A 13,518-nucleotide genomic window follows, 5' to 3' on the forward strand; every position below is an offset into this window, starting at 1 on the left:
GCCCGGCGCGGGATTCCGCCTCCCGCGCCGGGGCACCCGTCCCCCCGTACGGGAGAATGACGCGTCCCGGAACACCGGCCGGGACCGACGACCGGGACGAACCGGACGACCAGCCCACCCACAGGGGAGACGAGCAGAGATGAGTGCGTCAGGCGGCACCAAGGCGATCGTGGCGGCCCTGTCCGCCAACCTCGCCATCGCCGTGTCGAAATTCGTGGCCTTCGCCTTCAGCGGTTCCTCGTCCATGCTCGCCGAAGGCGTGCACTCCGTCGCTGACTCGGGCAACCAGGCCCTGCTCCTCCTCGGCAAGAAGCGCTCGGAGCGCGCCGCCACGCCCCAGCACCCCTTCGGCTACGGCCGCGAGCGCTTCCTCTACGCCTTCCTCGTCTCCATCGTCCTGTTCTCGGTCGGTGGCATGTTCGCGCTGTACGAGGGCTACGAGAAGATCAAGCACCCGCACGCGCTGGAGCACTGGTACTGGCCGGTCGGGGTCCTCGTCTTCGCGATCATCGCGGAGGGCATGTCCTTCCGCACCGCCGTGAAGGAGTCGAACACGACGCGCGGCACGATGTCGTGGGTCGAGTACATCCGCCGGGCCAAGGCCCCCGAACTGCCCGTCGTCCTCCTGGAGGACTTCGGCGCGCTCATCGGTCTCGTCCTCGCGCTCGGCGGCGTCGGCCTCTCGCTCGCCACGGACGACGGCGTGTGGGACGGCATCGGCACGCTGTGCATCGGCGTCCTGCTCATCCTCATCGCGCTCGTCCTGGCAGCCGAGACGAAGTCGCTCCTCGTCGGCGAGGCCGCCGGTCCCGAGATCGAGGAGACCATCGCCGCCTCGCTCGTCGACGGGACGCAGGTCACGCGCGTCATCCACATGCGCACGCTCCACCTCGGCCCGGAGGAACTCCTGGTCGCCGCGAAGATCGCCGTCCGCCCCGACGCGACCGGTACGGAGATCACCGAGGCCATCGACGGGGGCGAGTCCCGCGTCCGCGAGGCCGTCCCCATCGCCCGCGTGATCTACCTGGAGCCGGACATCTACACCGACGCGGAGGCGGCGGCGGGCCCGCACCCCGAGGCCACCCCGGGCGGCCCCGTACCGCGGCACGGCGAGGATCACTGACCGTCACGGCACCGCGCCGCGCGGGGGCCCCGGAGAGGCACCATCCCTCCCGGGGCCCCTGTCTCTTCCGGGCGGTACTGGTAGCTTGGGGACAGCCAGACGTCGCTGCTGATGGCGGTCGGGCGGGCTCCGCGAGGGGACCGGCCGAGGGAGAGAGGGCCTCCGACGGACTGCGCCGCGCAAGGGAACGGGACACGTGTGCCCGCGTCCGGTCCGGCACGTCTCGTACGCGTACGAGTACGAGGCCACGGGCCGGTACGGGCGGGCGCCCCGTACCCGCTCACGCGCGGCCAGCACACCCGTACACCTCGCCCCAACCCGAGGAGCAGCAGAGCATGACGTCCGCAACCACTCCGCAGGACTTCAAGGTCGCCGACCTCTCCCTCGCCGATTTCGGCCGCAAGGAGATCACGCTGGCCGAGCACGAGATGCCCGGCCTGATGGCGTTGCGCGCCGAGTACGCCGAGTCGCAGCCGCTGAAGGGCGCCCGGATCACCGGGTCCCTGCACATGACGGTGCAGACCGCCGTCCTGATCGAGACCCTCGTCGCGCTCGGTGCGCGAGTGCGGTGGGCCTCGTGCAACATCTTCTCCACGCAGGACCACGCGGCTGCGGCGATCGCGGTGGGCCCGCACGGCACCCCGGACAACCCGCAGGGTGTTCCGGTCTACGCCTGGAAGGGCGAGAGCCTGGAGGAGTACTGGTGGTGCACCGAGCAGGCGCTCACCTGGGCCGATGCCCCCACGGGCGGCCCGAACATGATCCTCGACGATGGCGGTGACGCGACGCTGCTCGTGCACCAGGGGGTGCGCTACGAGAAGGAGGGGCGCGTTCCCGACCCGGCGACCGAGGCCGAGAACGACGAGCACCGGGTCATCCTCGAACTCCTCACGCGCACGATCGCCGCGGGCTCGCAGAAGTGGACGAAGCTCGCTTCGGAGATCCGCGGGGTGACGGAGGAGACCACGACGGGTGTCCACCGCCTCTACGAGATGCAGCGCGAGGGCTCGCTCCTCTTCCCGGCGATGAACGTGAACGACGCCGTGACGAAGTCGAAGTTCGACAACAAGTACGGCTGCCGCCACTCGCTGATCGACGGGATCAACCGCGCCACCGACGTCCTCATCGGCGGCAAGACGGCCGTGGTCTGCGGCTACGGCGATGTCGGCAAGGGGTGCGCGGAGTCGCTGCGCGGCCAGGGCGCCCGCGTCATCATCACCGAGATCGACCCCATCTGCGCCCTCCAGGCGGCGATGGACGGCTACCAGGTCACGACGCTCGACGAGGTCATCGACAAGGGCGACATCTTCGTCACGACGACCGGCAACAAGGACATCATCATGGCCGGGGACATGGCCAGGATGAAGCACCAGGCGATCGTCGGGAACATCGGCCACTTCGACAACGAGATCGACATGGCCGGGCTCGCGAAGATCCCCGGGATCGTGAAGGACGAGGTCAAGCCGCAGGTCCACACGTGGACGTTCCCGGACGGCAAGAAGATCATCGTGCTGTCCGAGGGCCGTCTGCTGAACCTCGGCAACGCGACCGGGCACCCGTCGTTCGTGATGTCGAACAGCTTCGCGGACCAGACGATCGCGCAGATCGAGCTGTTCACGAAGCCGGAGGAGTACCCGGTGGGCGTGTACGTGCTGCCGAAGGCGCTCGACGAGAAGGTCGCCCGGCTCCACCTCGCCGCGCTCGGCGTGAAGCTCACGACGCTCCGGCCGGAGCAGGCCGAGTACATCGGCGTCAAGGTCGAGGGCCCGTACAAGTCGGACCACTACCGCTACTGAGCCCCCGTAGCCCGTACGCTCCGTAGCCCGTACGCGGGTGGGTGACGCGTACGACGACGTGGCGACGTGACGGTGTGACGGCCCGGAAGCCCCCGCGCTTCCGGGCCGTCCCGCTTCCCCCCTTCCGGCAGCAACCCATCAGGACACCCCCCGATGCCCCGAGGCCGCTACTCCCTCCACGACCCGCATGACGGCAGCCTCCTCGCTGAGGAGCACTTCCAGTGCGCGCCCGGGCCCTCCGGCTGGCGGTACGTCGCCCGGCTCACCACCCCCGTGGGCGAGCCGGACGCCGGCACCGTCGACCTCACGCTCGACTCGCGCGGGCGTCCCCTGCGACTCGAACTGCGCGCGGGCGGCTGGCAGGTCCGCGGTGGCGCTCTCGAAGGGCTCACCTGGGTCAGGTCGGACCCGGAGGGGAACCACGCCACCGAGGGCAACGTGCGCGCCCACGCCTTCGGCGGCACGTCCCCCGCCTTCTACGTCGCCACCGCGCGACTCCTCCGCCTCACCCCGCAATCACCCCCCACCCGTATCCGGCTGGTCTCCTTCGGCGCACCGGTGCTCGCCGCCAGGACGGCCGACCAGTCCTGGCAACTGACGGACACCCAAACACACGCCACTGACAACGGGCCCCTGCGCGTGGACTCGTACCAGGTCAGCGACCTGGAGACGGGCGACAGGCACGAGGTCCACGTGGCCGGGGACGTCGTACTCGCCGCCCCCGGGATCGAGCTGGAGGACCTGGAGTCCCCGCCGAACGAGTTCCCGCCGGAGCCCGGGGAATGACGAAAGGGGACGGCCCGCGCACGGCCGCCCCCTCGTCACCCGCCGGTCAGCCCCTGCGCAGCCTCACCGTCAGGATCTGGAACGGCCGCAGCGCGAGCGCCACCCGCCCCTCCACCACGTCCAGCTCCGTCACCGGCTCCTCCAGCAGATCCGTCACCGCCGCCGAGCCCACCGTGAAGCCCGCGCCCAGCGAGGCCCGCGCGGAACCGCCCCGCGACTCGTAGAGCCGCACGACCACGTCCCCCGAGCGGTCGTCGGCGAGCTTCACCGCCTCCACGAGCACGTCCGGGTGCGAGACGGTCACCAGCGGAGCCGCCCCGGCCGGCGCCGCTGTCCCGTCCCCCGCCCCGTCCCGGGCCCCGCCGCCCGGCACGACCCGCAGCGGCAGGTTGAGCGCGTACCCGCCCGCCGCTGCTTCCCCGATGTCCGCGCCCGCCTCCAGCGCGTACGCGAAGGCGTGCCGTCCCCTGTCCGCCTCCGGGTCGGGGCTGTGCGGGGCGCGCAGGAGCGAGAGCCGCAGCGTCGTCGTCGTACCGCCGTCCGCCCGCGTGTGCCGCCGCACGTCGTGCCCGTACGTCGAGTCCGTGAGCAGCGCGGCGCCGAAACCGTGCTCGCCGACGTGCACCCACCGGTGCTGCCAGACCTCGAAGCGGGCCGCGTCCCAGCTCGTGTTCTCGTGCGTCGGCCGCTCGACGTGCCCGAACTGCACCTCCGCGCTCTCGTGCCCCGCGTGCACGTCGAGCGGCCACGCCGCCTTGAGCACGGCGTCCCGCTCCTGCCAGTCGATATCGGTCCGTACCACCAACCGCCTGCTGCCTGCGGTCAGTTCGAGATCCTGTACGAGTCGCGAAGCGCCGAAGACGCGCGTCACGCGGACCCGTGCGAGCAGCGGTCCCGGTGCGGCCAGCTCGACCGATTCGGCCGCCGTGAGGTCGCTGACGGTGTTGCGGTAGGCGGCGTCCAGGTTCCACGCGCTCCACAACGTCGGGTCGTCGTGGTGCAGTTGGAGCAGGTTGCCGGGCTCGTCCGGGGCGAGCGTCTCGCGCTCGGCGCCCAGGTCCCTGACCGAGCGCACGAGCCCGTGGGCCCGGTCGATCCGCACGCGTACGAGCCCGTTGTCGAGGACGAGGTCCCCGCCCTCCTCGCCCGCCGTGACCGGCCGCGGGCCGTCCTCGCGCGCGACGAGTGCGCCCGCGCCGAGCGCGGGGGCGTGCGCGAGCACCGCGCGCGAACCGTCCGCCAGCTCCTGCCCGTCCGCACCGCAGCCCCCGGGCACCACGACGACCTCCGTACGCTCCTGCGGGGCCGCGTTCAGCACCGTGAACCCCCTACCACCGGTGCCGAGTTCACGCGCCGCCGCCCCGATGATCCCCTCCAGCTCCGCGTGCGTCGCGCGGTACATCTCCTCGGCCTGCTCGTGCACCCAGGCGATCGACGTGCCGGGCAGGATGTCGTGGAACTGGTGGAGCAGCACCCGCCGCCACAGGGCCTCCAGCTCCTCGTACGGGTACGCGTGCCCGCCGCGCACCGCCGCCGTCGCCGCCCACAGCTCGGCCTCGCGCAGCAGCGCCTCCGCACGCCGGTTGCCGCGCTTCGTACGGGCCTGACTCGTGTACGTGCCGCGGTGGTTCTCCAGGTACAGCTCGCCGCGCCACACGGGCCGTCGCGGGTACTCGCGGTCCGCGACCGCGAAGAAGTCGGACGGCCTCGTGACCTCGACGCGCGGCGAGCCCTCCAGGTCCCGCAGCCGCCTGGCCCGCTCCATCATCTCGCGCGTGGGCCCGCCGCCCCCGTCCCCGAAACCGAACGGCGCGAGCGAGCGCCCCGCGACACCCTTCTCCGCGAAGTTCGCCTCGGCGTGGGCGAGTTCGCGCCCGGTCAGCTCGCAGTTGTAGGTGTCGACGGGCGGGAAGTGGGTGAGGATGCGCGTCCCGTCGATGCCCTCCCAGTCGAAGGTGTGGTGCGGCAGCCTGTTCACCGCGTTCCACGAGAGCTTCTGCGTGAGGAACCAGCGCGCGCCCGCGAGCTTCGCGAGCTGCGGGTACGCGGCGCTGTAGCCGAAGGAGTCCGGGAGCCACACGCCGTCCTGCTCGACGCCGAACTCCTCGGCGAAGAACCGCCGCCCGTGGACGAGTTGACGGGCGAGGGCCTCACCGCCCGGGAGATTCCCGTCCGCCTCCACCCACATGCCGCCGACCGGCACGAAACTCCCGTCCGCCACAGCCTTCTTGATCCGCGCGTAGACGTCCGGGCGCTGCTCCTTCATCCACGCGTACTGCTGCGCGGACGAGCAGGCGAAGACGAGTTCCGGGTACTCCTCGGCGAGCGCGGTGACGTTCGTGAACGTACGGGCGCACTTGCGGACGGTCTCGCGCAGCGGCCACAGCCACGCCGAGTCGATGTGCGCGTGCCCGACCGCGTGCACGGTGTGCGCCGAGGCGTGCGCGGGCCGCGCGAGGACGCCGGACAGGACCTCGCGCCCCCGCGCGGCCGTCGCCGCCACGTCCCAGGGGTCGACGACGTCCACGACCTTGTCGAGCGCCCGCAGGATCTCCCAGCGCCGGGGCGCCGACTCCGGGAGCTGGCGCATGAGTTCGTCGAGGACGGTCATGTCCTGGAGCAGGTGCCACACGTCCTCCTCGCGGACCGCGAGATCGGCGGCGAGCAGCCGGTAGAGGGGATCGTTGCCCGCGGTCCGCGGCGAGCTGTACCGCATCCCGATCGCGGCGCTGCCCGCGATCTTCGGGTTGGCGGCGAGTTCGACGAGGAGGCTGATCTCCTCGCCGCCGGTCGCAGGCTCCGCGAGCCGTACCGTGCGGTGGTAGGGGTGCAGGCCCTGGAGGGGTTCCCCTTCGGCGGTGTGCACGAAGCCCTCGGCCTGTCCGCCGGGGCCCTGCGTCAGGTCGAAGTCGAGGTCGAAGACGGCCTCGACGCGCCTGCCCGCCCAGTGCGCGGGCACGGTCCCCTTCGCACGCAGCCAGGTCGTCCCCCAGGGCGAGCCCCAGTACTCCCCGGCGGCGAAGGGCTCGTACGCCGCCCGCAGCGCCTCCGCGACGGGCACCGGCTCGCCGGGCACCCGCCACACCTCCAGGGCGAGCGGCAGCGGTTCGGAGTGGAGGGCGGGCCGCAGCCTGCCGGAGACGAACCGTGCGATGCGGTCCTCGGTCGCTGTCCGGTCGTCGTGCATGGTGAGGGTGCTCCTCGGGTGGTGGTGCGGGGTGGGGGAGTGGGGAGGCCCCGGCAGGGTCCGGGGCGCCGGGCGGCCGTCGGGCGGCGCGGGGTTCAGGCGCGCGGGCCGGCGGCCCATGCCTTCTCGTACTCGGCGCGCATCCGGTCGCCGCCCTCGCGCCGCCACAAGCGGACGGTCTCGTCGAGCGAGGAGAGCGGGTTGCGGCCCTGCATGATGCCCTTGATGGCGTCGTCGGTCTTGAGCTGGAGGCCCCCGGAGGCCTTGGCCGCGGTCTCCGAGTAGATGCCCTCGGTGGGGTTGCGCACGAGGACGTCGGCGGCGCGCCGCTGGAAGGAGTGCTGGCGGTCCACGACGTCGGGGCGCTCGGGGAAGTAGAGCGAGAGCGGCGCGTCGGTGACGAAGCCGGTGGGCAGCGCGGTCTCGGTCGTGCCGTCCGGGGTGAGGATCGGGTCGGTGCCCCGGAGCGTGTGGTCGTGCCCCTTCAGCCCGTACTTGCGCAGCTTGTACGCGTCGGTGCCGAAGGGCGCCGCCATCGCGTTCGCGAGCCGGAGTATCTGCCGGATACGGGACGCGGGCGCCTTCTTGAGCGCGAGCACCGCGAAGCTGGAGTACCCGGCCCAGTGGCTGCCCTCGCCGCCGCCGAAGCCGGGCGCGAGCATCCCGTCGATCTCCAGGCCCTTGTTGTTCCGCGCGTACTGCCGGTAGAAGTCGTTCCAGCCCGCGTTGCCGTCGTAGTGCAGCGCGATCTGCCCGTTGCCGAACCAGTCCTTGAACTTGCCGACCACGCTGTACGCGTCCGGGTGGAGCAGCTGCTCCTTGGTGAGCGTGCGCACGGCGTCGAGCGCCTCGCGCACCTCCTCGGTCTCCAGCCAGTACGTGAACCTGCCGTTCTCCTCGCGCCACATGTTCGCCCCGCCCAGCATCTCCATCACGAAGTAGCAGGTCGTGAGCGGGTCACCGAGCGCGTACCTGCTGTGCCTGGGGTCGGAGACGTCCTTGCACAGCTGTCTGAACTCCTTGAAGTCCGCAGGGTGCGGGTCGAGCCGGCGCTCCTTGAACCGGTCGGAGCGGTAGAACATGATGCTGCCCGCGTTCGCGCGCGGCATCGGAAGGGCGTAGATCCCGCCGTTGCGGACCGTCCAGCGCCAGGCGTCGGTGGGGATGTTGGCGAGATACGGGTACTCGCGGATCGCCGCGCCCGACAGGTGCTCGGTGAGGTCCTCGAAGAGCGCGTTGAACATCGCGGGCTGCTGGCTCGCCGTCGGCAGCACGAGCATCGCGTCGGGCAGGTCCCCGCCCGCGACGACGACCGAGAACTTGCTGGGGTAGTCGGCCACGGGCACGATCTCGATGTCGAGGTCCGTGCCGAGCTGCTCGTTGAGCGCCCGCCAGTACGGGTTGCGGCCGGGCGGTGGCGGTACGGGGTTGAAGGTCAGCGTCATGACGCTGACCCCGGGCCCCTTCGCGGGCGGCCCGTCGGGGAAGGCGGGGGCCGGCTCCGCGGGGTAGTGCCGGTACCCGTTGAGCACGCCGCTCTTCGTACCGGCGAGGTCGGGCGCGACGCCCTGGTACGGGACGTAGTCGGGCAGGTCGGCCTTCGCCCCGCCGGTGAGCGGGATCGCGGGACCGCCGTCGCCGCAGCTCGCGAGCGCGAGACCGGCCGCCGCTCCCGCCGATGCGCGCAGCAGTCCCCTGCGCGAGATGAGGGGTCCCATAGGGCTGCTCCTTCGTGGTGGTCCGGCTCGTGGTGGTCCGGTTCGTGGTGTCCGGGGAATCGGGGTGGTGCGGAGGGGCGCCGGGGTCTCAGCCCTTGACGGCGCCGATCATCACGCCCTTGTTCATGTGCCGTTGCAGGAACGGGTACACGAGCACGATGGGCACGATGGAGAGCACGATGATCGCCGCCTGGAGCGCCTGCGAGGGCGGCAGCGGCGCCCCGGCGGCCGAGGCCTCGCCCGCGCCGATCGCCGCGTTGTTCACCACGTACGTGCGCAGCACGAGCTGCATGGGCCACTTCGCCGATTCGTTCATGTACAGCAGCGCGTTGAAGAAGGCGTTCCAGTACGAGACCGCGTAGAAGAGCCCGACGACGGCGACGGAGGCGCGCGAGAGCGGCATCACGACCTTCGTCAGGATGTTCAGCTCGTTCGCCCCGTCGATCCGCGCCGCGTCGAGGAGTTCACGCGGAATGCTCTGGAAGAAGGAGCGCAGGACGATGACGTTGAAGGCGTTCACCATCGTCGGCAGGATCAACGCCCAGTAGCTGTTGATGAGATGGAGCTGCTTGATCAGCAGGTAGCTGGGGATGACGCCGGGCGCGAAGAGCATCGAGAAGAGCAGGATCATCAGCACCGGCTTGTGCCCGAAGGAACCGGGCCTGCTCAGCCCGTACGCGAGCGTGACGCTGGAGAGCAGGCTCAGCGCCGTACCGACGACCGTGACCCCGATGCTCACCGCCATCGCCCGGGTCACGAGCCCGCCGCGCAGGATCGCCTCGTAGGAGTCGAGGGAGGGATGGTCCGGCCACAGGACGAAGCCGCCCGCCTCGTTGACCTGCGCCGTGTCGGCGAGCGAGGTCGAGAGCACCGTGAGGAACGGCAGGATCACGGTGAGGCAGCACAGCAGGATGACGAGGGACTTGAGGACGCGCCACGGCGGCGAGGCCGGGGTCTGCCCCGGTATCCCCGCGTCGATGCGGCGCCGCACCGGCGCGCGCGGCGGGCGCGCCGGACGCCGGTCCCTGGGTCCCGGCACCTCCGCGGCAGCGGGCGTCGTGGGCAGTCGCGCGGTACTCATGAGCGGTAGATCCCTTCCTCGCCGAAGAAGTGCGCGAGCTTGTTCGCGCCCAGCACCAGGACCACGCCCACCAGGCCCTTGACGAGCCCCACGGCCGCCGAGACACCCCACTGCCCGGACAGCAGGCCGTTGTTGTAGACGTACGTGTCGAGCACTTCGCTCGCCGGCAGCCCCACCCCGGCCTGTTGCAGGATGATCTGCTCGAAGCCGACGCTCAGCGCGTCACCGAGCCGCAGGATCAGGAGCAGGACGACGAGCCCGCGCAGCGCGGGCAGCGTGACGTGCCACGTCTGCCGCAGCCGTCCGGCGCCGTCCATCGCCGCCGCCTCGTACAGATCCGTGTCGACGCGCGAGAGCGCGGCGAGGAAGAGGATCGTGCCCCACCCCGTGTCCTTCCAGATGACCTGCGAGGTCAGCAGGGCCTTGAAGAGATCGGGGTCGCCGATGATGTTCCAGGTGCCCATGTCCTGCGCGCGCAGGAAGACGTTGATGAGCCCGCCGCTGCCCAGCATCTGCTGGAAGAGCGCGACCACCACGACCCACGACAGGAAGTGCGGCAGGTAGAGCACGTTCTGCACGGCCTTCTTGACCCGCTCGCTCACCAGGCTGTTGAGCGCGAGCGCCAGCAGGATCGGCGCCGGGAAGACGAATACCACCTGGATGATGAGGAGTTGGAAGGTGTTCGAGAGCGCGTGCAGGAACGCGGAGTCCCCGTTGAAGAGGACCGAGAAGTTGTCCAGGCCCGACCAGCGGCTGTGCATGATGCCGATGAACGGCTGGTAGTCCTGGAAGGCGATGACGTTGCCGAGCAGCGGCACGTAGTGGAAGAGCAGCACCACGGCGATGCCGGGCACGGTGAACCAGAAGAGGCCGCGGTCGACGCGGCGTTTCTTCCGTGGTCCTGTGAGCTGGGACATGGGCGAAGCCCTTCAACGGCGGAGGGCGGGCCCGGCCTTCGCTGAGTGGGCCCCTCGGGCCGCTATGTAAAATCAATGGATTGCGTGGAGTCAATGCGTCCGACAGCGCTTTCTGTCCACTGCCGCAAGGGATTTTCGACGGCACACGCGCCGCATCCCTTGGCTGGAGGGTGTACGGGGGCCGATGATGGCAGCAAAGTTCTTTTACGGCTGCCGGGCGCGGATCGTGACGGTACGGAGGCAGGAGCACGATGAGCGGGCAACGTACGTATACGACGCCGGGCCGGGCAGCGGGAGCCGCCTTCGCCCTCACCCCCGCCGACCGCACCCGCCTGCGTGGCTGGGCACGCGGCTCGGGCGCCCGCGCCCTGCGCGCGCAGATCGTCCTCGACGCGGCGGCGGGTACCGGCGTCGTCGACAGCGCCCGCCGCCTCGGCGTCTCCCGGCCCACCGTCACCACCTGGCGCCGCCGCTACGCGGCCGAAGGGCTCGCCGGACTCGAACACCGCCCCCGCAGCGGCCGCCCCTCACGCGTCGACGAAGCCGCGCTCGTCGCCCGCTCGCTCCTCCCGGCCCCCGACGGCGAGGCCCCCCTCTCGGTCCGCGCGCTCGCCGCCCGCACCGGCGTCTCGCACACGACCCTCGCCGCCGTCCGCCGCCGCTGGGGCCTCGGCGCGGGCCCAGGCGTCGCCGGTCTCACCGTCCCCGCCGACCCGCCCTGCCCCCTGCGCGACCTGGACCTCCTCGCCGTCCACGCGAGCCCGGTCCACGAGGGGGGCGAACGCGCCCTCTTCCTCCTCGGCGCACCCCTCGAAGGCCGCCCCCGCCCCTCGCGCCGCGCCACCGCTCTCGTCCGCGACGCGACGGCGTACGTGTACGGGGCGCTCGACGCGCTCGGCACGGACCCCGCCGAAGCGCCCGCCCCCGGGCGAACGGCCCCCGAAGCGCCCGGCTCCCGGCAGGAGCCCGCCCCGCTCCCGTACCGGGAGCTGTACGAAGCCGTACGCGCCCGCCACCCCGGCCGCACCCTCCACGCCCTGACCCTCGGCCCCGCCCCCGACCTCGAAGGCGCCGAGCCCCACACGCTCCCCGCCGCGACCCGCGCGACCTCCCTCCTGCGCGTTCTCCTCCTCGCCGAACTCGCCCGCGACCCGGTCGCGTTGGCGGCCGCGCTGGCGGAACTCCCCGCCCCCGGCGCGCGGGCGGAAGGTTCCCTGCGCTGGATACGTCCCGCGGCGCCGCCCACCGCGCGCTCGGCGCCCCGTCCCGCCCCGCGCGCCTTCAACCAGCTCGCGCTCGGCTCGTACAACGAGAAGCTCGTCATCGAGAGCATCCGCGAGGCGGGCACCCTCAGCCGCGTCGAGATCGCCACGTCGACCGGGCTCACCCCGCAAGCCGTCTCGCGCATCACCCGCAACCTGCTGACCTCGGGCCTCATCGTGCAGGACGAGGGCCGTTCGGCGGGCGCGGGCAAGCCCCGCATCCCGCTGCGCCTGCGGCCCGACGCCGGATACGCGGTCGGCGTCCACCTCGACCCGTGGATGATCACGGCCGTCGCGGTAGACCTGTGCGGGCAGGTCGTCGCCCGCCGCAGGATGCCGCTCGAAGCCCCCCGCGACCCCGCCTGGTGCCTCGCCGAGATGGCCGCGCTCGCCCGCGAGGCGGCGGCCGAAGTCCCGGACGGGGGACCGGTGCTGGGGTACGGAGTCGCCCTGCCGGGACCGCTCGACCGGCGCGCGGGCGTCCTGCTCGACCCGCCGCTCTTCGACGGCTGGGAACGCGTCGAGGTCGGCGCCGGGCTCAGCGCCCTGCTCGGCAGCGCCGTCGTCGTCGAGAAGGACGCGACAGCGGCGGCGATCGGCGAACGCTGGCTCGGCGCCGCCGAACGCGCCGAGGACTTCGTCTACCTCTACCTCGGCGCGGGCGCGGGCAGCGGCGCCTTCCTCGGCGGTGACGTGCACCGGGGCGCCACGGGCAACGCGGGCGAGCTGGGCGAGCTGTGCGCGCGCCCCCGTACCCCCGGCGAGGACGACGTCCCGCGCTCCGCCGAGGAGTGCGCCCCCATCTCCACGACCCTCGCCCGCGTCCGCGCTGCCGGGCTCCCCGTGCCGCCGGGCGAGGACGCCTACCCGTGGGTCTGCGCCCGTGCGGCCGAGGGCGATCCCGTCGTGTGCGAGGTCGTCGACGGCGTCGCGCGCGTCCTCGCCAGGGGCGCCGCAGGGCTCGTCGGGCTCTTCGACACCGAACTCCTCATCGTCGGCGGCCCCGCGGTGCTCCCCGGCGTCCGCGGCCGCTACCTCGACCTCCTCACCGCGGCCGTCAACACCTTCCCGCTCGCCCACCACGTCCGCACGGTCCACGTCGCGCCCTCGCACCTCGGCGAGGAGGCGGCCGCTGTCGGCGCCGCTTCGAGCGTCTTCCACGCCACCTTCACGCCCAGCCTGAAGACCGGCAGGCGGGCAAAGAACTAACCGGCCAGGCGGGAAGGATGTGGCGCGTACGCCGCCCCATCTCCCTTGCCCCGCACGGAAATCGCTTTCGTCCTACCGGTTGACGAGGTACATCCGAGGGATTTTCATGGCGGCACCCCACCGGTGCCGCGCACGTCCCCGAAGCTCCCTCTCCCGGCGTCCCCGGACGCCTCAGGACCTCTACGGAACCGAGGACCCCCCATGCCCAGACGCCGTACCCGTCTCTCCCTCGCCACCGCGGCGACTCTCACTCTCCTGGCCACCGCACTCGGCACCCAGGCGGGAGCGGCGAGCCCCACCGCCGCACCCCCCACCCTCAAGGGCCACGTCTACGCGGGGTATCAGGGCTGGTTCAACCACCCGTCCGACGGCTCCCCGCTCGATGCCTGGCGCCACTGGGCGGGCTCGCTGCCCGCACCGGGCAACCAGACCTTCGAAC

General features: G+C 72.1%; 9 protein-coding genes (1 of these 9 only partly in view). 5 read left to right on the forward strand and 4 right to left on the reverse strand.

The genetic code is table 11. From position 1 onward, the window contains the following. Positions 1 to 139 precede the first annotated feature (139 nt). The 3 genes from ACQYWQ_RS19240 (at position 140) to ACQYWQ_RS19250 (ending at position 3,705) form a co-directional block, all read left to right on the forward strand. Positions 140 to 1,123, forward strand: a complete 984-nt coding sequence (locus ACQYWQ_RS19240) for a cation diffusion facilitator family transporter (RefSeq protein ID WP_431036146.1) — start codon at positions 140 to 142, stop codon at positions 1,121 to 1,123. A 335-nt stretch (positions 1,124 to 1,458) separates the two neighbouring features. Further along, a complete protein-coding gene (ahcY, locus tag ACQYWQ_RS19245) occupies positions 1,459 to 2,919 on the forward strand; it encodes an adenosylhomocysteinase (protein WP_431036147.1) in 1,461 nt (486 codons plus the stop codon). Positions 2,920 to 3,072: 153 nt separating this feature from the next. Then, the gene (locus ACQYWQ_RS19250; RefSeq protein ID WP_431036149.1) at positions 3,073 to 3,705 is read left to right on the forward strand and encodes a hypothetical protein; all 633 of its coding nucleotides are present in this window, start codon (positions 3,073 to 3,075) and stop codon (positions 3,703 to 3,705) included. A 46-nt stretch (positions 3,706 to 3,751) separates the two neighbouring features. Here the strand turns inward: ACQYWQ_RS19250 and ACQYWQ_RS19255 are convergent, their stop codons facing one another. The 4 genes from ACQYWQ_RS19255 to ACQYWQ_RS19270 form a co-directional block, all read right to left on the reverse strand. Beyond that, a complete protein-coding gene (locus ACQYWQ_RS19255; protein ID WP_431036150.1) occupies positions 3,752 to 6,892 on the reverse strand; it encodes an alpha-mannosidase in 3,141 nt (1,046 codons plus the stop codon). 95 nt (positions 6,893 to 6,987) lie between these two features. After that, positions 6,988 to 8,610: an extracellular solute-binding protein gene (locus tag ACQYWQ_RS19260; protein ID WP_431036151.1), complete on the reverse strand. Its 1,623-nt coding sequence runs from the start codon at positions 8,608 to 8,610 to the stop codon at positions 6,988 to 6,990. 88 nt (positions 8,611 to 8,698) lie between these two features. Then, on the reverse strand, positions 8,699 to 9,691 hold the full coding sequence (locus tag ACQYWQ_RS19265) for a carbohydrate ABC transporter permease (RefSeq protein ID WP_431036152.1): 993 nt from the start codon (positions 9,689 to 9,691) through the stop codon (positions 8,699 to 8,701). Then, entirely contained in the window at positions 9,688 to 10,608 is a 921-nt protein-coding gene (locus ACQYWQ_RS19270) for an ABC transporter permease (protein ID WP_431036154.1), read from the reverse strand. Before ACQYWQ_RS19270 ends, ACQYWQ_RS19265 begins: the two co-directional genes overlap by 4 nt. A gap of 251 nt (positions 10,609 to 10,859) precedes the next feature. Here ACQYWQ_RS19270 and ACQYWQ_RS19275 point away from each other — a divergent pair, with 251 nt between their 5' ends. Together ACQYWQ_RS19275 and ACQYWQ_RS19280 are read left to right on the forward strand one after the other, a co-directional pair. Next, positions 10,860 to 13,079, forward strand: coding sequence for an ROK family protein (locus tag ACQYWQ_RS19275; protein WP_431036156.1), 2,220 nt, complete (start codon positions 10,860 to 10,862; stop codon positions 13,077 to 13,079). A gap of 201 nt (positions 13,080 to 13,280) precedes the next feature. Beyond that, positions 13,281 to 13,518: the 5' portion of a glycoside hydrolase family 71/99-like protein gene (locus ACQYWQ_RS19280; RefSeq protein ID WP_431036157.1), read on the forward strand. The gene runs 1,463 nt beyond the window's last position; only the first 238 of its 1,701 coding nucleotides appear in the window; the start codon lies at positions 13,281 to 13,283; its stop codon lies beyond the right edge, outside the window.

Source organism: Streptomyces sp. P6-2-1 (genome assembly GCF_050613165.1).
Taxonomy (GTDB): Bacteria; Actinomycetota; Actinomycetes; order Streptomycetales; family Streptomycetaceae; genus Streptomyces.

Excerpts from the sequence above, each read along its gene's own strand:
- ACQYWQ_RS19265 (WP_431036152.1), bottom strand. The coding sequence starts at position 9,691 with ATGAGTACCGCGCGACTGCCCACGACGCCCGCTGCCGCGGAGGTGCCG.
- ACQYWQ_RS19270 (WP_431036154.1), bottom strand. The coding sequence starts at position 10,608 with ATGTCCCAGCTCACAGGACCACGGAAGAAACGCCGCGTCGACCGCGGC.
- ACQYWQ_RS19275 (WP_431036156.1), top strand. The coding sequence starts at position 10,860 with ATGAGCGGGCAACGTACGTATACGACGCCGGGCCGGGCAGCGGGAGCC.
- ACQYWQ_RS19260 (WP_431036151.1), bottom strand. The coding sequence starts at position 8,610 with ATGGGACCCCTCATCTCGCGCAGGGGACTGCTGCGCGCATCGGCGGGA.
- ACQYWQ_RS19255 (WP_431036150.1), bottom strand. The coding sequence starts at position 6,892 with ATGCACGACGACCGGACAGCGACCGAGGACCGCATCGCACGGTTCGTC.
- ACQYWQ_RS19250 (WP_431036149.1), top strand. The coding sequence starts at position 3,073 with ATGCCCCGAGGCCGCTACTCCCTCCACGACCCGCATGACGGCAGCCTC.
- ACQYWQ_RS19240 (WP_431036146.1), top strand. The coding sequence starts at position 140 with ATGAGTGCGTCAGGCGGCACCAAGGCGATCGTGGCGGCCCTGTCCGCC.
- ahcY (WP_431036147.1), top strand. The coding sequence starts at position 1,459 with ATGACGTCCGCAACCACTCCGCAGGACTTCAAGGTCGCCGACCTCTCC.